This window comes from Roseivirga seohaensis subsp. aquiponti, from assembly GCF_001267955.1.
Lineage (GTDB): Bacteria > Bacteroidota > Bacteroidia > Cytophagales > Cyclobacteriaceae > Roseivirga > Roseivirga seohaensis.
This window is the reverse complement of the sequence record NZ_JSVA01000004.1, coordinates 335,024-357,633: the sequence shown is the minus strand read 5'-3', so window position 1 is coordinate 357,633 and position 22,610 is coordinate 335,024. Positions and strand designations below refer to the sequence as shown.

Sequence of the window (22,610 nt, the reverse complement as noted above, 5' to 3'; positions counted from 1 at the left end):
AACTGATTAACAGTGATATATGTGTTTTAAATGGATTTATCGAGTACTATTGGATTTTTAAAATCCAATCTGGATTTTTTGGATTTAATTGGATAGTTTTCGAAAAACTAAGTACACACATATGGAAAATGAGCAGCTGTTAGAATCTATCTTAGAATACAGTGAAATTGTAGGAAAACAGGAAGGTGGATGGTGGAAATACGAAGAATGGTATAGGAAATCTAATTTTAAGTCTTGGTCACGGACTTATTGTTATTATCTCGTCCGAGCAGCACGCTCTCACAAGGGTGAAATATCATTTTCCAAATTAAATGATCGAGAAAAAGGCTTCTATGAGAAGATATCCATAGAGGGGCCGAAATTCATTGAAGTAGCAAAAACATTTATTGCAGAGAGTGGAAGGGATAATTTCGTTGATAAAAAATGGTTTTTTTATTTTCTATCTGTAGCGGAAAGAAAAAGTAAACATCTGAAAATAGCCAGGGCTTTATTGAAAACTTCAATCGGAAATGTGGCAGAGTTGGAAAACGTTGTTGATGGTTTCAGCAAAGACTATTCTGGGACTTATGAAATAATCAAAGGGAATAGGAAGGTTATATATTTTGATTTAAAAGATGATCCAGTTAACACTACACGTGAACTTCATATAAAGGCAGTATATATGGATCCTAATGATGAGATAATGTTAGGGACTTATACAACTTATGATGAACAGTTTGTTTATTCAGGTCTAATAGTACTTCACCAGATTACGAATGAAAAATTTAGTAAAGATGAGATGAAACCAATTCTTTGTTCCTATAGGCTAAACTCAAAGGCGTTTATAGCTATTCCTGAGGCGATCAAACAATATCTCTCATTAAAAAAGAGGAACTATAGGAGTGTTCCAAGAACCGTTCCGAGCCTTGATGAGTTACAAGCATACTTAAATGAATATGTGCCTTTAAAGAATAAGAAAAACCGTTTTCTTGAGCTGGAAATACCAAGAGTATATTTGGCAACACCTCAAGGTTCATCTAAACAAAATGGCAATTCTGAAAAAGTAGGCCAACCCCAAAATGTAGATCAGCTAATTCTGGAAATTGATCTTGCATTGAAAAACGAAGGAGTGAAGCTGATAAGTAAGCAGACTGACTCTAATACGCCAGCAAGTGATTTAAAATCAATCGATAGCCTAAAATTGTTAAAGAGGACAAGGTTTTTCATTTTGGTAATTACTAATGTTAATAAGGCATCGTATTCTCTAATTCAACTAGGTTGGGCGTTGGCACATTGCAAGTATATAATGCTTATATATAATGATTCATGTGTCTCAGACAGGATCAAATCAATAAGTACTAATGTAATCAATAAGCATATCTTTAAGTCTTTGTCTTCCGCGAAAGAAAGAAAAGAAATTGCAAATGCGATTAGAACATTTGTCCACGACAATATGGAAAAATTTGTTGACAGCAATTTGGAAAAGGATTAGACTAAATTTTTAGTAATTATTGGAGCGACTAGATGTTAAAGTTATCAGAGTTATTGAACTCTTTCAGAAATGCTTCTGATAAGAAGGAAGAAGATTTAGACTTAATTTCAATAGCCATTGAAACTTTAGAGCAACATAATTGGGATCCTGATTTGTCAGCAATAAGTTTGATGATCTGCGCAGGTGGTACCGAGTTGAATGATGCTCAAAATCAAGTGTTGCTGGAGTTAATTAAGGAAAAAGCCCATTCTCAATCTCCAAGGGTGAAATTGAATGATTACCAAAAAATTGATACACTCGTTAAGTGTTTAGAAAGGGGTAACCCTGATCAAATTGATTTGAATTACCTCAGAGATTGGCAAATCAGGAATAGTCAACAAGTGCGTGTTCTCGGATAATAGTCCTACTGTTTGAACTCCACTATGGCAAAATTAGAATCCTTATCATCCCATAGCTTTCCTGGTTTGAAGACAAGTGCCTGGACTTTATTGTTGTTTTCTTTTCGGCCTGTTTTTAAGGTGGTAAAATGATCTGGCGTAACCTTGTAGTGAAACTGCATTGATTTGGATTTGGTCAAATCATCATCTTTGCCGTAGCTTGATGAATAAACATCAATCCAATGTTTTCCAACAAGATTGGAAGCCCACTCATTCGTTGTGATATCAGCATTGTTCGCAAAGTACTTGAGGTTCAAATTCCCTAAAAGACTATAGGCTCTAGCTTGAGGCTGACTATCACCCATTACAAAGAAGAGGTTGTTGATGTTCTGTGTGATGTATACGCACGCAACCCAGGAACTTCGTGCTGTTGCCTGAAAGAGACTGTCCGAAACTGGATTGCAAAAACTTTGATATTCATCGATGAATAAACCAATTGGTTTTGGGTCTACCTCAGCTGTCAAATTGCGTCTTTCACAGGCGTTTTGGAATGCAGTTTTATAGATTGTTGCCGCATAAATGGCGCTCAGGCCAAATTCTTTAACAGGGAAGTCAACGATGAGAATCTTCTTCCCTTTAATTATGGATTCAGGTGCTAACTCCTTATTTAACCCTTGTGAGAATTGTTCTTTTAATATTCCATTTCCGATAAAAGCTTCCACACATCCCATGAAACTCTCAATTATAATTGATGTTGTTTTTTCTGAAATGTTGGCAAATTCTTTCAGCCAATAGTCAAGAATAATATCTGTTTCTTCAGAACCGTAATATGGGCCACTAATGATCATATCGATGACCTCGACAAAATAGCTAGATGCCTTCCATTCTGTTAAATCCTGAAAAGCCTGATCCTTTACTCGCTTATCTATCTGTTCATTGCTAAAAGCGAGTTTAGTAAGGTTGAAATATCGTTTAGCATCTTCATCTCGAAAGCAGTTCACAACAATTTTTCGCATGTTGTATATGCTAACCTCTTCATCTGCAAGACGGAGTAGGGCAATTGTCCTGGAAATTAATCTCCTTAATGACTCATCCCAGAAGCGTTCATCTTTGTTTCCCGAATTGCCACTTTGATATATTCGGCTTTGTTCATTGAGATTCATCAAAATGTTCAGGGCATTGAGCACATCGCCAGAACCATCACCAGCTCTCTCTAATTCATATTTAAGAAAGTTGAATTTGAAGCCGCTTGACTTATTAAACAGGATCTTATCTTCAGTGCGGCCACAATCTTCTATGTATGCGTCCCATCTTTCTCTTTCCTCCTTCTTTGCACAGAAAATGACCATACCGAAGCCTTTCTTAAGCATAGCTTGCCCGATATATTTTCCAATTGCAGAAGTTTTACCGCTGCCGGTAGCCCCAGTTATAAGGGTTCCTTCAAGGCAATCAGCCCATGAAATTGAAGTATCTGTAGTTGGAACCCTATATAATTCTTGATCAAGAATTTTCTCAAGATTTGGATGTTCTTTATTTCTCCCAAAAAGCCCCATGGTTGTGTGCTAGTTATTTGTTACGATCATCTTTCGGTTTCTCCTTGGGCTTATCTGTGGCCTGCCTTTCAATGCCATATCGCTGATTCATGCGCTGATATGGATTGTTCTTTATAAGCTCCTGGACTTTTCTGTGTTCGCTTATTCTATCCTCGAACCCTCTCGTATACTCACTTGGCTCTCCTTTTGGACGTTCCATTTTATCTATGAGATTAGGGAATTGATTGATCACCAACTCGGCATCATTATAAGCTCTTTTATATAGGGCAGATAGTTCAAGCTGTTCTTTGTCGTTCTTGTTTTCCTTGTCTCCCATCGTCAAAAAGTTTTGGATTTCTTACTCTCTATGAATTCTTCTATCGAGAACCTGTTATAAAGTATGGTTCGATCATTGATTTTGGAGAATTCGATTTCTCCATTGTCCCTCATTTTTTGAAGGGTACTTTTGGCGGTAATGTGGAGGATTTCCATGGCTTCTTTGCCATCAATCCATTTGTTCAATTCCTTTTCTGTTGGTTGGAGTTTCTCTACTAATTGATTTAGTAGCTCCTCAAAGGCTTTACTTTCTATAACTATAACCTCCATAGTTCCCCCATTGGTATTGTGTTGAAAACCAATTCTAACACTTTTGATTTTCAAATACGAATTTGGAACACATAAATACATTCTAATTTGTAGAATGAGGTTCAATTTTAGTGAGGCTACAATAAGACTTTTTAGATTATATGTAATTCAAGCCATTCCCTAGCTCGCTCTACATCAAAGTAATTCTGGCCGTAACCTATATTGAGCAGAGATTCAGGTATAAAATCATCATACTTTTCAATCCTTTTTTCTCTAACAGACAAAGCAAGATCAGAATTGGTGAGCTGGTTGTTTGAACATAATTCAAAAAGTGAATTTGAAACAGTTTCCAAATTCGTTTTTTCAATTTCGATTATGCCTGAGAATATAGAGACCTTATAATTTAGCTTAATCAACATTGTGGCAATCGTGTTTACAATTTTATCACCCATCCATGAGACTATATATACATAATCGTTGTGTTGAATAATTCTTCTCTCGTGAAGTAATGCTTCCTGGAAGAATTCGAGTCCTTCATTGAAAAGAGACTTAGCGGTTGAGTCTAAGTAATCAACCTCAGAGCTGCCAATTGGAATTTTGTAGCTTCCACTTTTATAGATGTCAAACATTTCTTGTCTGACAGTATCGTGAACAAGCATGCCATTTCCATTGAATTGCGGAGGATCCCCTCCTTTAGAAGGTGATACAATTATGGTTTTATTATCAGTATTTATGCTTTCAACCCTCCATCGTTTACCAGAAAATATGATGTGCTGTCCTTCTAATATCAGTGTATCAACGGGCAAAGTCCCCAACGTCTTATCTCTTGCAATAACTCGAAATTCTTGAGGGGTCTTAAAAACGGTATAGAAATTATAGCTATTGGTTAAATATTCACCTTTAAGCCCTAAAACGAGTTGGCCTCCAGATATTTGTGTAAGCAGGTCTTGCTGTCCCATATGGTGTAGGAGTTCTTTAAACTGCTCGACAGTTACATTATTAAAACATCCCTCTTTACAGAGAGAGTTGTAGATTTGATCAGCTCTAATGCCACCCCATTGGGCAATTAGCGCCAAAACTTGATGCAAGAGTGTAGAAAAATGAAAGCTTCCTAAATCAGCTGGTTCATACCATTTTTTAATAATAAGTAGCCGGGTCATTGCAATTGATTGAAGTAACTCTATTCTCAATTTGTCCCCGATGCTAGAATCTGCATGAAGTTCCTTTTCAGAAATAAGCATTCGGAGCGTAGAGGGGGTGTTTCTTCGTCCAGAACGACCTAACCTTTGACGCAAACTGGCTACAGAATGAGGTGCGGTTACCTGAATAACTGAATCCACTTTTCCTATATCAATCCCAAGTTCTAGAGTCATTGTGCAAACTGCCGTAGTGGGGAGATTATCTTTTTGAAGTCTAGCTTCTAAAGCTTCTCTAAGGCTTTTATCCAGCGATCCGTGATGTGGAAAAAACTCATTAGGAACAACTTCTTGTTCACACATATCACTTAATTGAGCGCTAATACTTTCAGTTCTTTTTCGGCTATTCGCAAATATCAAATGTGAACCTCCTCTACACAGAGAAAAGAGATCAGTACATATTCGATGAAATGCCGGTATCTTCTGGTCGTTGTTTACAGGGTCAATATAGCCTTGTATGCCAAACCTAATCTGAGAGTTGGATTTACTCTCCTTAATTATGGAACAGGGCATTCGGGAGTTTTGCCTTAATACCCCAGGGATTTCATTTAAGTTGCCCAATGTTGCACTTAAAGCTACCCTTGGAATAGGCTCTTCAATCTCTTGGAGTAGGGCTTCTAGTCTATTTAAAAGTGATAAGAGGTGTTGCCCTCGTGCTGTACCGATGAAGGCATGAAATTCATCTATTACAATGTACTTTAAAGATGAAAAAGACCTTTGAACCCAGCCAGAGTTCCTGATCAACAATGATTCCAAAGACTCAGGGGTTATAAGGACTATGCCTGACGGGTTGCGTTTTGATTTGGTCTTTAGGCTTTGTGCTACATCACCGTGCCAGGGAGTTACATTAATGTCTGTTATGACGCTTAGACTTTCAAGCCTTCTATATTGATCATTGATAAGAGCCTTTAATGGGCTAATGTAAAGTATTGAATAACCATCCTTTTCATCTATGGTTGAAGAACAAGCTGGTAGAAAAAATGCCTCAGTTTTACCAGATGCAGTTGAGGCACTGATGATCACATCTTGATTTCCAGCCAGTATAGGAGGGATAGCGTCATTTTGAATCTGTCTCAAATTGGACCAGCCCTGTTTGAATACCCATTTCTGAATACGCCTATCTAAACTATGAAATGGCTCTGTCATAATTTGAAAGAAGCCAACCCATCATCGGAGTTTAATGGCTCATCATCAATATCGCTTGGTGTCTCAATAGCTATTGTTGTGTCCTCAATTAAATTCTGCCAATCTAGTTGAGGGTTTTGTTCTAAGACACTCAATAGGTCGATGAATGCCTTTATTGTGTTTCTTGGTGTCGTGAAATAGGCATTGCCTATGGTTTTATTACAATGATCCAGGAATGATTTTAGGGCACTGTCGTCAATCAGGTATTTTGTTGAATCTCCACCTGCGAAAACATTTCTCAAATTCTTGAGCAAGATGAACAGCTCTTCCGGAGTAAGGCTTGCGAGGTGAAGGGCAGGGGAAGAATAATCAATAACACCTGCTCTATTGGCAAAGCTGTTTTCGGCCAATCTTGTCTGAAGAGCATCGTAACTGTAAAGGCCTTTTCTTGGGTCAAGTAAGAATTCTGGAGTACCACCTAATAGAAACCCAAGGTTCTCAGCACTCCCTTGGAGACAATCATTTAAAATGCGGAGAATTTGTTCATAGTTAGATGTCCTGGCTTGAGTGCTATGAAGTTTATAAAGATTTACCATCTCATCTAAATTAACCAGAAGGCCGTTGTAACCCGCTTGTTGTACAAACAAGCTCATGAGCTTTAAAGCGTCATAGAAGTGATCATCTGAAATAATGGTTCTCACTCCTAAATCATTTTTGGCATCTGTTTTAGTAGTATATTCAGCTCTTAGCCATCTTATAGCATTAGATTTAAGATGTTCATCACCCGCTTCATGTCCTTGCCAGTATGCCTCTATGACTTTTGCAAAATCATACCCACCTACCAATTCAGTTAGTGCCTGAAGTCTTGTTTGGATAGATTCCGTAACATCAATATCTTTTTGATCAGCCTCCTGGCGGGCCAATGTGATAAATTTTTCCACTATTGTCGAGAGTGCATTGCCGTCCGGTTTGGTTCTAGTTGAAATATTCCTCATCAATTCGGAATATAAATTTCGAGCCTGCCCTCCTGAAGCTTGAATTCTTCTATCAGGGGACAAATCTGCATTCACCGTCACAAGCATTTTTTCTAGTGCAATTGATCTCACTACGCTTAAGAAGAATGTTTTACCAGAACCGTAGTCTCCGATAATTAGGCGGAATGCTGAGCCACCACCACAAACCCTCTCAATATCCTTGTGCAGAGCTTGAAGCTCTTTACCCCGACCTACCTGAATATGCTGTATTCCAATCTTAGGAGTAACCCCAGACTTTAAAGACTGAATGATTGCATCTTTTTCCCTTGTTCTAATTTTGATTCCACTCATCATATTTCCTCATATTCTTTTAATTCTTCCGCAATTTCTCGATCGACAATTATATCAATATCCTCTTCAAGTACAGGTGCGTTTACCTTTTCAAAAGCCCATTCATTTATGCTATCAATGGCAGACTGAACGAAAAAACCATATTCAGAGCAAATTCTTTCAAACTCATCTTTTTCTATTCGGTCTCGATCTGAAATAATTTGATAGATAGACAATGCTTTATTTTCAAGTGTTTGTTCTGGAATGGGTTGTGTAATTTCTTCTTCCTCATCGTCATTCCTGAAAATATTATTCAAAATGTTCTGAGCTTGTTTGGTTTCGGTTTCATGAAAATTTAAAACATTCTCATTTAGAGAGAAGGATTGGTTTTCATTAGTTTTTGGAATGGCCTCTTGTCTAGAAGAGACATTTTCGACCTTGCGTGAAGATAGAGCATGTATGTCTGCTGGTACTGCTGATTTATCAAATCCCAGACTGGTATATAGTTTTTCTATTTCTTTGACTTCACTAGGGTCAATTTTGCCATCAGAAAGAGCTACATGAATGATCATTTTCCTCACCAATTCTTTGTTGTGCTCACTGAGTTTTGACAAAGAATTTTTTAGGCCTGAAAAATCCGATGGTGAAATTAACAGCCATTTCAGATAGGCTTCTAGAGACAATTTCTCTTCAGAAGACAGGCTTTCGTTAGAATGGATAAGTTGCTGAAGATAGGTTTTTTCATTACCATGAATATGTAAATCAGCGTTTGCAATAATTGATCCTAACCGCAACTTTATAGCCACTTCACTGAAGATTTCTTGATTCTTAAATTCTATTGGTTCGTTCCTATTATAAACCACAATTGGGTCATCAATATTGAGTTTACTACTATGTAAGTTTAGATCTGGGACGGCTGAATAGCCAATCTTCTCAATGAGGTTGCAGGTTAATTCCTGCTCTTTTTTATTCAGTTTTGAAGGTAGAGGTAGTTTGGTTTGCCGCCAAAAATCTTTAAAATCACAAATACCATCATTGGTAGTTATAATATTTTCGGCCCATACCTTCAGGTCTTTGATCAATTGGATTTCATTAATCAACTCATTCGGTAAAAGGGCAACAGCCTCAATACTTTCCTTATTTGAATTTTTTCTCCCGAGATATCTGCTATAAGCATCTAGGTCATCAACACACTGATAGGCAATCTTAGCTAGTTTATTGGTTGGCCCTGATAGCACTGTTACATCACTCAAGTCATCTGGACCATATCTACTAAAATAACCTAAACTTCTATTTGCGGGACGATAATGGAGCTTGAGCTTTGTTTTGTTAGGTTTAATGACAATGCCATCATTGTAGGCTTCTCTATACCTGTATAAGAACAATGTTTTAAATTCTTCAGGGCATCGTCTAGCAGGAGTTCTGAAGGAGTGTTCTGGATGGTTGGATATCCAGGCAAACGCAAGCTCTGGATTCAAGGGTTCACTTTTTTGAGCAATTCGAGCGAGTTTTACTTTAAATACATTCGAATAAATCGAATTTTCTATTTTCTCATCCAGAATAGAAAGAATATGGGGCAGGGTGATGGAAATGTAATCTAGAAGATTCGAGGAGTAACTATTAAATGAATAGTTATCGCTGAAAACTGATCTGAGACGAATTATTTCATTGCAAATCTGAAGACATTCTTCATCTCCTACCAAGCCGTCTTTATAGTCCGTGATGATGCGCCTTTCCAGTCCGTAAAAATATATGAATAGATATCCGATGGGGGTATCAGGCATATCACGATCACTAGCTAGCCAGTCAATATATGCACCTCTGCAACTGGGTGATAAATCAATAAAACTTGGCCAATATCCAAGGCTACTATCAGTGTAAGTATATTGGCTCTCCTTTATTTGAAGAGTCTCATCGACCAAAGAGCTTTCATTTTCGTTATTATTTTCACCTTTTAGAACTCCACCAAAGTAAAACAGCCCTTTTGTGATGGTTTTGCTTTTTATTGAAACCTCCTCACCGAGCATGATCCATTTGCCTTTTGAGGTATTTTTAGATCTTTCTTTTTCAAAGTAAGAATAAGAGTGGGTATAGTCACTGTCACTACTAAAATTCACTTCTGCACTTCTTGAAGGTACTTTCTTCTCTTTCTTACGAGTGAATGAATACAATACATAAATGATAAAAATGAATATGATCCATCCCATATGTCAACCTTGATTAATTGCTAAAAGAGTGGTGTATCTGCTTATTTAAAATTCTCTTACCGAAATTGATTTTAAGTTAGAGAAAATGGTTGAATTAGAGTATGTGAAGAGCAATTAATTGTCTACAAGATGATTTAATCTATAATTCAAGCACTTCACTTTAGGTTAGTGGTGAGGTGCTTACTAACTTGAAAGTTGGAATACGTTAAGCCTTATCAGTTTAACACTTTCTCTAATGCTTCATCGGCTTCCTTATGAATGAAGTTTGCCTGATAATTTATTGTAGTTTTTAGGTCGGTATGCTGGTACAGCTTGTAGCATTAATGGGTGTATATTATCACCAGCAATATTCCCGAAACTATGACGAGCAATATGATTGGATAAGTTTTATCAATGTCGCACATATCAACTATTCTCTTTAGGTACTTGTTTAGGAGTTTGATTACGTTGTTCATCTCTTCTAGGGGGAGCTTCAAATGTAGTTTTGTTGTACCTATGTTGTACCCAGAGTCCCAGAAACGAAAAAAGCCCCTAAAAAGGGGCTTTAAACGTACCAGAGGCGGGACTTGAACCCGCACGACCAGATGGTCACAAGATTTTAAGTCTTGCGTGTCTACCAGTTCCACCACTCCGGCATCGACTATCAGATAGTCAAGTTTTTTGGTAGTCTTTAAAACCTATTGGCTCTAAAGTAAAAAAGCGCGATCATGATCACGCTTTGATATTATTGAGTGAAAAGACGATCCCGACACTTCGGGACAAATCTTGCGACTCATTGTAAATGACTTGATTAAATATCTGCGTCTTTACATAATGAGCGGGAGACGGGATTCGAACCCGCGACCCCGACCTTGGCAAGGTCGTGCTCTACCAGCTGAGCTACTCTCGCTTATTTCAGTACTTGTTTATCGCTCTTGTAGCGAATTGGAGTGCAAATTTAACTAAGGCCGTTAAATATGCAATGCGTTTGGGTAAAAAAATAATTGTATTTCTTCTTCTGTCTAGCTGTCAGCGGTTTAAGGTCAACAAAATCTTCCATTGTGTGCAACCTAAGTTACTTTTTGGCATCTGTAGAGTAATGAATCACGAATAACCTCGTCTCACTAGTAACTCAAATCAACAAAACCATGGTCAAGAACATTATCACCACTGCGCTGCGTGTCTTTTGGAAAGAGCGCGGCTATTCCCTTTTAAACATTTCGGGGCTAACTGTTGGCATTGCAACAAGCCTAATGCTGTTCCTTTATATCCAAGATGAAAAGTCGGTTAATCTCTTTCATAAAGATGTGGATCGAATTTATCAGGTAATGGAACATCAGCGCTATTCTGGTGGCTATGTACTTACCACTACCGCAAATCCTGGCCCTTTGAAAGATGCTTTTAAGGCCGAAATGCCTGAAGTGGAATATATCGCTCAAGTGAGTTGGGAGGAAGAGCGTCTATTTATTACTGGAGACCAATCCTATAAATCCCAAGGCAGGGTGGCCAGCGAAGACTTCTTTCATGTTTTCGACTTTCCATTTATTGAGGGAAATCAGGAAAATAGTTTAACGACACCGGGAGCGGTCTATATTTCTGAAAGTTTTGCGGAACGAATGTTTAAGACCACTGCGGTTTTGGATAAAACAGTTCAGGTAAATGGCTGGGGTGAATATATAATTGGTGGTGTGTTTAAAGACCCACCTATAAACTCAACCCTTAATTTTGAATTTATATTGCCTATTGAGGGTCCATGGCTTAGAACTCATCAGTGGTTAGAAGATTGGGGAAACAATGGCATTAGAGATTATATTAAACTTCATCAAGGAGTAGATGCTCAGGCCTTCAATGCAAAAATTAAGGATTTTGTAAAAACAAAGAATGAAGGTTCTGTAGTGGAACTTTTTATTCAAAATATAGGAGATCAGTATTTGCACGGAAGATATAAAGATGGTGTTCAGGCTGGAGGAAGAATTACCTATGTGAGACTTTTTGGCTACGTGGCCATTTTTATTTTGGTGATTGCCTGTATCAATTTTATGAATTTGGCTACGGCTCGTTCTTCAAAAAGAGCCAAAGAAGTTGGCGTAAAGAAAGCGGTAGGCTCTACCCGAGGTCAGCTCATTGCCCAGTTTATGGGAGAATCGGTAATTATGGCTTTGGCGTCTACACTATTGGCGGGTTTGGCCATTATGCTCTTGCTTCCATCTTTAAATAATTTTACGGGTAAGGCCATGGCATTCTCTCTATTAGACATCAATAATCTTTTTCTTCTTGTGGGAATTGCCTTAGTGGTGGGTGTCTTGGCAGGTAGTTATCCTTCCTTATTTCTTTCCTCTTTTTCGTCCATAAAAGTATTGAGAGGCAGTTTTCGTTCTTCAGGTTGGAGCAATGGAATTCGAAAAGGTTTGGTGGTTTTTCAATTTCTGATTTCCATTTTTTTGATCATCAGTACTTTGGCCGTTCATAAGCAGATTTCTTATGTAAAAAACATCAACTTAGGCTATATCAAAGAGAACATCATTTACCTTCCTTTGGAAGGAGAGCTTCAGAACGAAAGTAAGATTGAGCTATTTAAGGCTAAAATGCTCGAAAACCCTAATATTCTGAATGTATCTACGGCTAGTAATTCCCCGATTAATATTGGAACTTCTACTTCAGGAGGTTTTTCGTGGGAAGGAAAAGACCCCGAAAGTGAAGTGCTATTTACGGTACTTGAAGTAAGCAATGACTTTATTGAAACCTTAGGAATGGAAATGAAGGAGGGTCGTTCTTTTGATTCAAACTTGGTGAGCGACACGCTCAATGTGATTATAAATGAGCAAACGGCCAAGAATATGAATGTAGAAAACCCATTGAATCAGCCCATTACTTTTTGGGATAGACAAGGTCGGGTAGTTGGAATAGTAAAGGATTTCCATTTTGCATCGCTGCATAATAAAATTGATCCTTTGGTGATCAGTTTAAGGCCAGAGTCATCGAACGTAATGTTTCTGAAAACCACTACTGCTAACACCAAAGCTACGCTGGACTATGTAGAAAAGGTGTTTAAAGAAGTGAATGGACAATATCCGTTTGAGTACCAGTTTTTAGATGAGCAATATGAAAATCTCTACCGTAGAGAAACCGACATTGGTACTTTGGCCAATATTTTCACCCTAATTGCCGTGTTTATTTCACTTTTAGGGCTTTTCGGCTTGGCTTCTTTTGCGGCAGAGCAGCGCATCAAGGAAATTGGTATCCGTAAAGTGTTGGGGGCTGGAATTGGCAATTTGATTATACTTTTAGCCAAAAATTTTCTGTTGCTGGTGCTTTTGGGTTTTGGAATTGCTGTGCCTTTGTCTTACTTCTTCTTGTCCGATTTCTTGTCGGCTTTCGAATATCAGGCAACCATTGGCGTAGGAGTATATATTATGGCAGGTTTTGCGTCCGTAATTATTGCTTTGCTTACAGTAAGCTACCATTCGTTCCGTGCCGCAGCGGCAAATCCTGTAAAGAGCTTGAAGTATGAGTAATATATAAGAATAGTAATTTATGGTTGGTGGAATTCGCAAATTATGGGTACATGGTCACTAAGTTCAATCCATGTGTGAATTTTTCCAACCTCTAATTTTTTTAGCCTAGATAAAAACTCACTTCCTGCAAAGAAATAATCAATGTGATAAGGCCTATCATGTTTTCTTCTAAAAAAGAAAGTTGGCCTTGTTTCCATACCTTGATCCTCTCTGTATTGTTCGTGATAAAGGCTTACTATCCCGGTTTGATTTAACTGCTGTACAACATCGGAATGATTCCACCATCTATCCCACTTATCCCAAATGGAATTGCTGTTGAAGTCTCCTGCAATAATTGTATTGTTTAGTTTTTCTTGATTGACTTGAAGGTATTTCCAAAACTGGCCGATGTATCCAAAGGTAGGCGAGTTATTTCGGTGAGTCCAAACGCCCAAAATATTGAATTCATTATTTACTCGACATGGGAGAAAGTGCTTGACACTGTGATCTTCAAAAGAGTTAGACCAATCTAGGCGAGTAAGATTCATATTTTCTCTGCTTGAGAAAATACCTATGCCCTTATTTTTATTATCTCCAATCCAAAGATAGTTTTTGGCCCATGAAGAATACTTTTGATCCGTACATTCTTTGGGGTTTTCACACTCTTGAATGACGTAAATATCTGCCTTGATTACAGAAATAGCCTCGAACTTTTTCCGAAAGGCTCCACTACAGTTCCATGTTACAATTTTCAATTTAAATGAAAAATAGAAGTTTACTTCACAGGGGCATAAGGATTAATTTCTCTTAGCTTTTCTTCTAAAGCGCGAAGGTCTTTAATACGCAGCCAGCTAATGCGCAGTTTGTGTTTTTGAAGTTTGTCGTCTTTGTCTAAAAGGTTTAGTCCTATGTGGAGGTGATCGGTTTCGTAGTAACTATCAAAGTTATATTTGGTCACCAAAATAGATTTCTCCTTTTTAGAGAATAGTTTTTTAGTACTGATGGCCACTCCATTTTCAGTTTCAATAGCGGTAACATATAGCGGCCAATTGACCAAACTAGACAAAAATCCAAAAACAGGGGCAAAGCCAACCAATAAGATCAGGCTTGGTAAATCGGGCCTGATTATATATTTGTACACAAAAATAAACACCACAAAAAGCAGGTAGAAGTACAGCAAGTACTTAAAACGGTTTACTTTTCCTTTGTTGCTAATTTGCTTCATATGATCAGGCTTTTCGAAAGGTGAATTTAAGCAAAAATGAGTTACCCAAACTTTATTTTACGGGTCAAATCCCATAACACCACACCAATGCTAACCGAAATGTTTAGCGAATGTTTGGTGCCAAATTGAGGGATTTCCAGACAGCCATCAGCAACTTCGATTACATCATCTTCTACCCCAAAAACTTCGTTTCCAAAAACAAGTGCATATTTCTGGCCTTCTTCAATTTTAAAGTTCTCTAATGAAGTACTGTTATCGGCTTGTTCTACAGCCAATACTTTGTAGCCCTGTTGCTGTAGGTTTTTGCAAAGTGTTGCCGTGTTTTCTGCATGTTCCCAATCTACGGATTCGGTAGCACCCAAGGCGGTTTTGTTGATTTCTCTATGGGGAGGTTGGGCAGTAATGCCGCAGAGGTAAATCTTTTCTACTGCGAAAGCATCGGAAGTACGAAAGGCCGAACCGACATTGTTCATGCTGCGGACATTATCCAGAATAAGCACAAGCGGAAGTTTTTCGGTGGTTTTGAATTCTTCGAGCGTCAGCCTGTCGAGTTCGTCATTTTTTAATTTTCGCATGGTCAAAATTAAAAAACTATAACTGATAAGAACGATAGTTTTTGGGCATAAAAAAAGAGTAGAGCCCTAAGACCCTACCCTACACATATGGCTTTCAAAAGAACCATCAAAAATGAAAGCCGATATAGACTGTTAATGCCGAGTTTTTTGCTTCGCTTGTGGCTTCTCCAGCGAAGGATCCTGATTTACCGATTTCTCGGAAACCGTAGTTATATCTTACTCCTAAAATACCTCCGTCAAAATCGTAGCCTAAACCTGCTACTCCACCATAATCTAAAGTGTTGAAGTCGTCTCGGTCTAGTTCCTGGATGCTGTTTATAGAACCATCTCCGTCTACATCTTTGATTTTAACACCAGCCAAAAAGCCTACATAAGGGCCCGCGTGTAAGTTAAGCTTGCCCAAATTGGCGCTAAGCATAACCGGCATTTTGATATAATTAAGATTGTATTTGTATGTACCGCTGCCCGAAAGAAAATTATCGTATTGCAGTGCTGCTCCTTTTTGAGCGTATAGGAATTCATGCTGAATGCCTAAGAAGTTTGTGATTTTGATTCGATTATAAATACCAATGTTTAAACCGACTTTTGCATTTTCGTCATCTACATCATCTACATATAGATTTGAAATGTTTGCGCCTACAGTAAAACCTGTTTGAGCCTTTGCCGCTGATGCCATAAGTAACATCAATAGGGCAATTATGTATAGTTTATTTGTCTTTTTCATGGTTCTCAATTTTTAGTATGGTTGTATTTTTTAGCTTTTAAAGTAAGCTCCGGTTAAGGAGCCTACTTTTCTTGCTGGCTATTGCTCAGTTGAGGAGGGGCACTAGCTTTTTGTTGAAATCACTAAGTATTTAGATACTTGCCAGAATTTCTTAGGGTCAGTAATTTCTAAGTACTTAATATTTGATTCGTTTTCGTCTTGAACGATTACATATGAATCGGCAGGGTGTTCGGTAACCAATTCAATTTTATCTGCTTCTATCGGAAGTTTAAAAAACTCGCGAATATCAGTTTCGATATACTCATCGCCTAAGGCAGATTCGTTTAAATCAATTGTTCTTCCAAACCATAAAAAACCACCTTCTTTAGAAACCAAACCTCTTTCTTTAAGGTCTTTGAAGCTACCCACAGCATAGTGAACAGTATTCAAATCGTCATTTACAGAAGTTAGTAATTCGATTTCTTGATCTTTGGTATTGATTTCTCTTACCTGACTTGTTGATATCACTTGAATGGAGTCATATCTGCTTGCGATCATATTGATTTGCTCATCTTTTCTAAGCACTTCGCTTCGTAAGTCGGCAATCATAACGCTTCGTTGTTCCAAATCCTCAGTCAACTGATTGATTCGTTTTTGAAACCCAGACAACTTCAAATCGGTGTTTCTCAACTTTCCTTTTAGGTTTTCTATGGTTTCGTTCGACTGCGCTACCAAATTATCGATCAAAGTAAGTTCTTTTAGAAGCTTGTCTTTGTTATCGGCATTGTCTCCTGTTTGGGCGTTAGCAATTAGGTTTTCCTTTTCAACAATCGTTGCTACCTGATCTTCTACCTGACTAAGCATATTTAATACTTCGTTAAAGGCGGAATCCCTAGAAGCAATCTCGCTTTTCATTTCTTGAATAGAAACGGTTTGTTCTTCGATTACTTTTTGTTTTTCACCATTACTGCAAGACGCCAGACCTACAGTGGCGAACGCTGCTAGCGCTAAAAGCGCTTTGCTTGTTTTTGAATTTTGAATTTTCATGGCTACTGATTTATATGTGTTAATACTAATTTTTCTCTTGTGCTTGGTATTATGCCAAAACAAAGCCACGATGAGAATTAGTTATAAGTAATTGTAAATCAGTATGATGAGGTGGATTAAAATAAAAAACGCTCTACTTTTGAGAGCGTTTTTGTCAAAATGAATAAAGTTTGAAGCGTTTGTGGCTAATTCTTTTCTTCGATTTCTTTGAGCATTCGGTAAATGGTGGACTGACCGATATCTAATTTTTGAGCCACTAGTTTAATGTCGTTATCGTAATTCTTTAAATACAACTGAATGATGCGCTGGTTGTATTCTTTTAAACTCATTTCTTCACCCGACATTTCAGCAATTACATCTTTAGTGCCAAAGGTGATGTCATCAGGTTGGATGGTTTCGCCTTCAGACATTACCACTGCAAGCTCCACCACAGATTTTAATTCTCTGATATTTCCTGGGTAGCCATAACCCAACAGTTTTTTAGAAGCGTCTGACGATAAGATTTTCTTACCCAAACCATTCTCTTTACAAAATTCATCAATAAAGTATTTGGCCAGAACAATGATGTCTTTTCCGCGTTCGCGCAAAGGAGGAAGGTGAATAGTGAGTCCGAAAAGGCGATAATATAAATCTTCTCTAAAATTGCCAGCCTTAACTTCTTCCAGTAAATCGCGGTGGGTAGCGGCTACAATCCTACAATTGATTTTAACCACCTCTTTTCCTCCCACTCGGGTAATTTCTTTTTCTTGAAGTGCCCTTAGTATTTTGGCCTGAAGGGTTTTGTCCATTTCACCCATTTCATCCAAAAAGAGCGTTCCGCCATTGGCCTGCTCAAACTTTCCAATGTGTCGATTGGCTGCCCCAGTGAATGCTCCTTTTTCATGACCAAAGAGTTCGCTTTCTGCTAGTTCTTTCGGAATAGCACTCATGTTTACGGCTACAAATGGGCTTTCTTTCTTTTCAGAATTATAATGAACGGCCTTGGCTACAAGTTCTTTACCAGTACCAGTTTCGCCATTAATGATTACAGAGATATTGGTAATGGTGGCTTTCTTAATGAGTCCAAACACCTTTTTCAGAGGTTCACTTTGCCCAATAATTGAGTTCTGGAAATCGTATTTCTTCTCAACTTCTGATTGAAGGGTCTCTATTCTTTCTTGTAAGGAAGAATGCTCACGAATGTGTTTAATTACATTGTGTAGCCTATCCTTTATGTCTTTGGTTTTGGTAATGTAATCGTAAGCGCCATTTTTAAGCAACTCTACGGCAGTATCTATTTCGCTTTGTTCTGAAATGATGATTACCTTGATTTCAGGAGCGATCTCCTTGATTTTTTTCAAAAGATCTTCTCCATTGGTATCTGGCAGGCGATAATCAAGAGTTATTACCTGTGGCTTTTCTTTAAGAGCGTCCAATAAAGATTTTCCATCTTCAAAAGCTACTACGCGGTAGTCTGGATTTAACTCAAGGGTATACACCAGAAGTTTTCGGTACCATTCATCATCTTCAACTACAAAAATGGTAAAAGAGGCTTTATTCATGCGACCAATTTACAAAATGAAATTAAGCTTGTGTGTGCAATTTGACTTTTCACAAATAACATGTTTTTAAAACAGATGATTGTCACCAGATGTTTACATATGATTTTTAACTATTCGAATTTAGCATGTTATGTGGTTATTGAATAATGGAGGAGGGCATGTACCAAAAAGAGCCTTCCGAATAGAGCATAAAAAAACCCGAGGTTAACTACTCCTCGGGTTTTAAACAAATAAACTACTAACTTAATGAAGATGATCACACGTTTGTGATCGAATTCTTTGAAACCTGAGGGTTACTACTTCTCATTGATTTCTAATACAAAGATCGTTTTTTTAAGAGAAAGGTTGTGTTTCTTAAATTAATTTAACGTTAATTAACTGGTTGGTTCGTATCCTATTTGAGAGGTAACCTGCTTCTTTGAACTGATTCACTCCTTCATTTGTGCGTTCACGGGCTCTAATCAATGTTTTCCTTCTTTAACACAGATTTAATTCCCTTGTTTATTACCTGAAAACGAAAGTTTAGATTTCTAAAACTTTGTTAATTTTTGGTTTACCTTAATTACAATTGTTTTTCGAGATGGTTTTGTGGTGAACCAATTCCTGAAACTAATCGCAGCATCTTCCAGAGGTTCTTAAAAGTAAAGTCAAAATAATGCGGATGATTGTTTAAGACTTCAAACCTTAAGACATTTTGGTCTAAATGTATGTTTTCAAGTCATTTAATGCGAAGGCCGTACCTGTTGTAAACTCTTTGATTTGCTGCTTTGTGGATTCGTTTACTTTCCCTGTTTCTACCTGATGATGTATAGACTTACGGGTTTCGCTTAGAAAAGGAATTCCTAAATAGTCTATACTAGGGCGTATTTTATGTAATACTTTTCTTACCTCGGTCCAGTCTTCTTTGGCTGTTTTTTCTTTCAGTATATTCAGTTCCATTGGGAGGTTTAAGATAACCACCTCAATCATCTCTTTCAAAAAGCTTTCGTCTTCTTGAACCGTGCGTTTAAGTATACTCAAGTCGACTTTGAACTCGTTTTTCAAGGATAGAACTTGAAGAATGCTCTCTTCTAGAAAAGGCAGATCCACGGGTTTTTGCAATAACTGCCAATTGCTGAAAAGTGCTAAGGAACTGAATTCTTCAACTTCGCTTCCGCTTACAAAAATAAAGGGCACAAAGTCGTTTACGCTTCTTCTCTGCTCTATTACTTTAATCCCGCTCAAGCCCTTGAGTTGGATATCGGAGATAACAATATCGAAGGAACTCTTAGTTAAATGTAAAATCAACTCTTCACCAGAAGCTACTACCGTGAGTTGCGCTTTTCGCGACTCTAAAAATGCAGCAATTACCGCACGACTTACGGGGTCGTCTTCCCCCAAAAGAATTTTAAATTCGCCAAGAGTGGGTGTTGGTTTCGAATCTGTTTGCTTCTTTTTTTGTTTGGCTTGTCCTTTATCAAAAGCAAGGTCGAAGCTCATGGTGGTGCCTTTTTCCGGCTTACTGGTAATATTGAGGTTTCCGCCAAAAGCTTCAATAAGCTTTAAAGCAATGTTTAGGCCCAGGCCGGTTCCTCCAAAAATTCTGGAGGTGCTTTGGTCGGCTTGAGCATAAGGTTCCAAAACACTTTTAACTTGTTCAGGAGTCATTCCAATTCCCGTGTCGGTCAATTCAAAATGAATATTCACTTGATTGTTTTTCAGTGTAGTTGGCTTTACGGCAAGTGTTACTGTACCTTCTGAAGTAAATTTTAGAGCATTCCCTACCAGGTTATATAATACTTGACTTAAACGGGTAGGGTCACTTTTGAGAACAATAGGCTCATTAGGAATGTTGAGCTTTACTTGGGTGTTTTTTCTTTCTGCTTGAAATTCAAAACCAGCAATAATGTTGGTAATGCATTCTGTTAGGTTGAAATCTATTTGCTCAAACTGAAGCTTTCGGGCTTCAATTTTAGAAATGTCTAAAATATCGTTGATGATGGAATTAAGGTGGTCAGAAGTAGCCTTTAGCGATGGCAAATAATCGTTGAGTTTTGAGTTATCTTCTTGAATAAGGCTTACTAAACCTGCAATGCTATTCAATGGTGTTCTTACCTCGTGGCTTACATTGGCAAAAAATTGATTTTTGAAAGCTTGAATTCTCTTTAACTCCTCGTTTTGATACCCAAGAAGCTGGTTTTCCATTTCAGCCACTTTATTCTGAAGTAGTGCTACTTCTTCATTAATAACGCTATTGTTTCTGCTTTGCTGATTTAAAAGAATTCGCGGATAATCACTTGTTTTGTCAAGTATAACTAACTGAATTTGCCCATTTTTCAGCTTCTCAAAAGTTAGGCTCAATAAACTTTGTCGTTGTTCTTGCCATTCTACTTCAGGAAACTCATGGCTTTCGCCTAGGGCCATGCTTACAAAGACTTCTTGTAAGCTTTGTAAAAACATGAATTGATCGAAAATTGGCTGACTTTTATCTGTTTTTAGTAATGTGTCACAGCTCTCGAGTATTTTTCCAGCCTCATCAAAAATAGTTACTTGAATTTTTGAAGCTACTTGCTGAAGTTTGACTTTATCGAGCTTATCCATTTACAGCATTGCTTTAGCGAGGTCGATAAATGCTTCTTCAACATGTTCCCCTGTTTTGGCACTTGTGGCTTTAAAGGAAAGCGCAATGCTTTCTTTAACACTTTTAAACTCTTCTTCAGAAATCAAGTCTTTTTTGTTTCCTAAAATTTGAATAGGAGCACTGGGTAATAGCGTTTTTAAATATTCTATCTGCCCTTCGAGGTTTTCGTAGGTAGAAGGGCGTGTGAGGTCAAAAACATAGATAATACCGTGTGAGCCCAATTTATAGCTTTTTGATACGCTGTTCTGCTCGGTTTCGCCAGCGATGTCCCAAATGAGTAGCGTCATTTGATATCCATCGAATTCAACTACTTTTTTGTCGATTTTTACTCCGATAGTAGTGAGGTATTTTTCGGAAAATTTACTGTAAACAAATTGCTGTACTAAGGAAGTTTTTCCTACCCCGAAGTGACCAACAAGAATTACCTTTTTATTCATTCTTGTCAAAGTTATCAAAGTATTGCTCAAGACCAGAGGTTATTCTTTCTTGCTTTACTTCTTCATCGGCATCTTTGGCCTTTCTAAGTACTTTTTCGGCAAAATCTAGTAAGGTGTCGTCCAGCTTGTCGCGAAAAGCCATGCTCATTCCGCCCGAAGTAACCACAGCAATAAAGAATGATTTGAAGTTCTTTATTACGATTTTATAGTTGTCGTAATCAATGCTGTCCAGCTCTTGAGTTTCGCCTTTGAAAGCGTCTTCTACAAAGGTTTTAATGGCAGTAAGCATTGCGGCAATCATGTCTTGATCTACCGAATGGTTTTTAGAGAAGCTCCCCATTAGCATGCCCGATTGCTTTTCAACAATAAATATTTCTTCAATTTTAGGCTCAATGAGCTTAGAAATAATCATGTTTTTTTGAGGCGTGCCGGTAAACCAAGCTTTGATTCGAATCTTCCAAGCCTCCCAAGAAAAAGCAAGCTTCATTTGCTCATCTACTTTTTCAGAAAGCTTTTCTATTTCGCTGGTAATGTATTTTTTGATCATTCTACCCAAAATAGGATAGAGGGCTTCTACCACTTCATCTTGCGATTCGCGAATTTGTTTGCTAATCGTTTCGGTAATTTGAGGGCCGAAAAGATCAGGAAAGCGATGCCTTAGGCTTTCACGTTCATCGTCCAAAATAGGCTGAATTTTTTCTTCCAGCCTGTTTCTTGAGTTTAACTGATCATCGAGGTCGCTTAGCTTTTGGGCAAACTCTTCCCTTTCCTCCCAGTCTTTCTCTAGGAGTATTTCTCTAAGTTTATCAAAAGCCAAGCCTTTGCTCATGAATGGTTACTTATTCAGCGATTTGTTTGCCCATTTCTTGCAATAGGGCACCGAGTAACTTTCTGTTTACTTTTCTGTTATCAAGGTCGGTAACGGCTTCATCCATATCAGACCTAAGCTGAGTCACCTTCTTGTTCATGTCGGTTCTTAAGTCGTTGATGATGTTGTTGAGCTGATCGCGGGTGTCGTTTAATTCGCTTTCAATTTCGTTGCGCGTACGCTTGATTAACGCTTTGATTTCGTTGAACTCAGCATCGTACTGCTGCATGCTTTCGCCAAAAATCAATTGTTTAACTGCGTCAATTTTTGGGTCGCCTGAAGAAACAGGTTGTTTCTTTTCTTCTTCTTTTTCCTTAGCCATGA

Annotated in this window: 19 protein-coding genes and 2 tRNA genes; 3 read left to right on the top strand and 18 right to left on the bottom strand. The window is 37.9% G+C overall.

All coding sequences use genetic code 11. The features are described 5' to 3' along the window. Positions 1-121: 121 nt before the first annotated feature. Entirely contained in the window at positions 122-1,471 is a 1,350-nt protein-coding gene (locus OB69_RS03955; RefSeq protein ID WP_053222383.1) for a hypothetical protein, read from the top strand. 32 nt (positions 1,472-1,503) lie between these two features. Next, complete coding sequence (locus tag OB69_RS03950; RefSeq protein WP_053222382.1) at positions 1,504-1,869, top strand: hypothetical protein; 366 nt, start codon at positions 1,504-1,506, stop codon at positions 1,867-1,869. Between the two features lie 5 nt (positions 1,870-1,874). Here the strand turns inward: OB69_RS03950 and OB69_RS03945 are convergent, their stop codons facing one another. From OB69_RS03945 to OB69_RS03910, 8 genes are all read right to left on the bottom strand, one after another. Next, positions 1,875-3,401, bottom strand: coding sequence for a type IV secretory system conjugative DNA transfer family protein (locus OB69_RS03945; protein WP_053222381.1), 1,527 nt, complete (start codon positions 3,399-3,401; stop codon positions 1,875-1,877). A 13-nt stretch (positions 3,402-3,414) separates the two neighbouring features. Beyond that, on the bottom strand, positions 3,415-3,717 hold the full coding sequence (locus OB69_RS03940) for a hypothetical protein (protein WP_053222380.1): 303 nt from the start codon (positions 3,715-3,717) through the stop codon (positions 3,415-3,417). 2 nt (positions 3,718-3,719) lie between these two features. After that, positions 3,720-4,040 carry a helix-turn-helix domain-containing protein gene (locus OB69_RS03935; RefSeq protein WP_185096857.1) on the bottom strand — a complete coding sequence of 107 codons (321 nt, stop codon included), beginning with the start codon at positions 4,038-4,040 and terminating at the stop codon, positions 3,720-3,722. A gap of 77 nt (positions 4,041-4,117) precedes the next feature. Continuing rightward, positions 4,118-6,307, bottom strand: a complete 2,190-nt coding sequence (locus OB69_RS03930) for a DEAD/DEAH box helicase (protein ID WP_053222378.1) — start codon at positions 6,305-6,307, stop codon at positions 4,118-4,120. Then, complete coding sequence (locus tag OB69_RS03925) at positions 6,304-7,614, bottom strand: ATP-binding protein (RefSeq protein WP_221404849.1); 1,311 nt, start codon at positions 7,612-7,614, stop codon at positions 6,304-6,306. The genes OB69_RS03930 and OB69_RS03925 overlap by 4 nt, the downstream gene beginning before the upstream one ends. Next, positions 7,611-9,797 carry a tellurite resistance TerB family protein gene (locus OB69_RS03920; RefSeq protein WP_053222377.1) on the bottom strand — a complete coding sequence of 729 codons (2,187 nt, stop codon included), beginning with the start codon at positions 9,795-9,797 and terminating at the stop codon, positions 7,611-7,613. Before OB69_RS03920 ends, OB69_RS03925 begins: the two co-directional genes overlap by 4 nt. A 551-nt stretch (positions 9,798-10,348) precedes the next feature. After that, positions 10,349-10,432 (bottom strand) — tRNA-Leu (locus OB69_RS03915). A 181-nt stretch (positions 10,433-10,613) separates the two neighbouring features. After that, positions 10,614-10,686, bottom strand: a tRNA-Gly gene (locus OB69_RS03910). 238 nt (positions 10,687-10,924) lie between these two features. On the opposite strand from OB69_RS03910, the gene OB69_RS03905 reads away from it, so the two are divergent. Further along, complete coding sequence (locus OB69_RS03905) at positions 10,925-13,291, top strand: ABC transporter permease (protein WP_053222376.1); 2,367 nt, start codon at positions 10,925-10,927, stop codon at positions 13,289-13,291. Positions 13,292-13,308: 17 nt separating this feature from the next. On the opposite strand, the gene OB69_RS03900 is transcribed toward OB69_RS03905, so the two are convergent. From OB69_RS03900 to OB69_RS03855, 10 genes are all read right to left on the bottom strand, one after another. Beyond that, complete coding sequence (locus OB69_RS03900) at positions 13,309-14,025, bottom strand: endonuclease/exonuclease/phosphatase family protein (protein ID WP_053222375.1); 717 nt, start codon at positions 14,023-14,025, stop codon at positions 13,309-13,311. A 20-nt stretch (positions 14,026-14,045) separates the two neighbouring features. Next, complete coding sequence (locus OB69_RS03895) at positions 14,046-14,495, bottom strand: hypothetical protein (RefSeq protein WP_053222374.1); 450 nt, start codon at positions 14,493-14,495, stop codon at positions 14,046-14,048. 41 nt (positions 14,496-14,536) lie between these two features. Continuing rightward, entirely contained in the window at positions 14,537-15,070 is a 534-nt protein-coding gene (locus tag OB69_RS03890) for an RNA methyltransferase (protein WP_053222373.1), read from the bottom strand. Positions 15,071-15,176: 106 nt separating this feature from the next. Then, positions 15,177-15,794 (bottom strand): porin family protein, encoded by a 618-nt coding sequence (locus OB69_RS03885; protein ID WP_071387096.1) that lies wholly within the window; start codon positions 15,792-15,794, stop codon positions 15,177-15,179. 102 nt (positions 15,795-15,896) lie between these two features. Continuing rightward, positions 15,897-16,820, bottom strand: a complete 924-nt coding sequence (locus tag OB69_RS03880; protein WP_157608481.1) for a Cbp1 family collagen-binding glycoprotein adhesin — start codon at positions 16,818-16,820, stop codon at positions 15,897-15,899. A gap of 185 nt (positions 16,821-17,005) precedes the next feature. Continuing rightward, the gene (locus OB69_RS03875) at positions 17,006-18,361 is read right to left on the bottom strand and encodes a sigma-54-dependent transcriptional regulator (protein ID WP_053222370.1); all 1,356 of its coding nucleotides are present in this window, start codon (positions 18,359-18,361) and stop codon (positions 17,006-17,008) included. Between the two features lie 699 nt (positions 18,362-19,060). Next, on the bottom strand, positions 19,061-20,941 hold the full coding sequence (locus OB69_RS03870) for a hybrid sensor histidine kinase/response regulator (RefSeq protein ID WP_053222369.1): 1,881 nt from the start codon (positions 20,939-20,941) through the stop codon (positions 19,061-19,063). Beyond that, positions 20,942-21,418: a Rab family GTPase gene (locus OB69_RS03865; RefSeq protein ID WP_053222368.1), complete on the bottom strand. Its 477-nt coding sequence runs from the start codon at positions 21,416-21,418 to the stop codon at positions 20,942-20,944. Then, entirely contained in the window at positions 21,411-22,247 is an 837-nt protein-coding gene (locus tag OB69_RS03860; protein ID WP_053222367.1) for a hypothetical protein, read from the bottom strand. Before OB69_RS03860 ends, OB69_RS03865 begins: the two co-directional genes overlap by 8 nt. Before the next feature lie 10 nt (positions 22,248-22,257). Next, a complete protein-coding gene (locus OB69_RS03855; RefSeq protein ID WP_053222366.1) occupies positions 22,258-22,608 on the bottom strand; it encodes a hypothetical protein in 351 nt (116 codons plus the stop codon). Between the last annotated feature and the right edge of the window lie 2 nt (positions 22,609-22,610).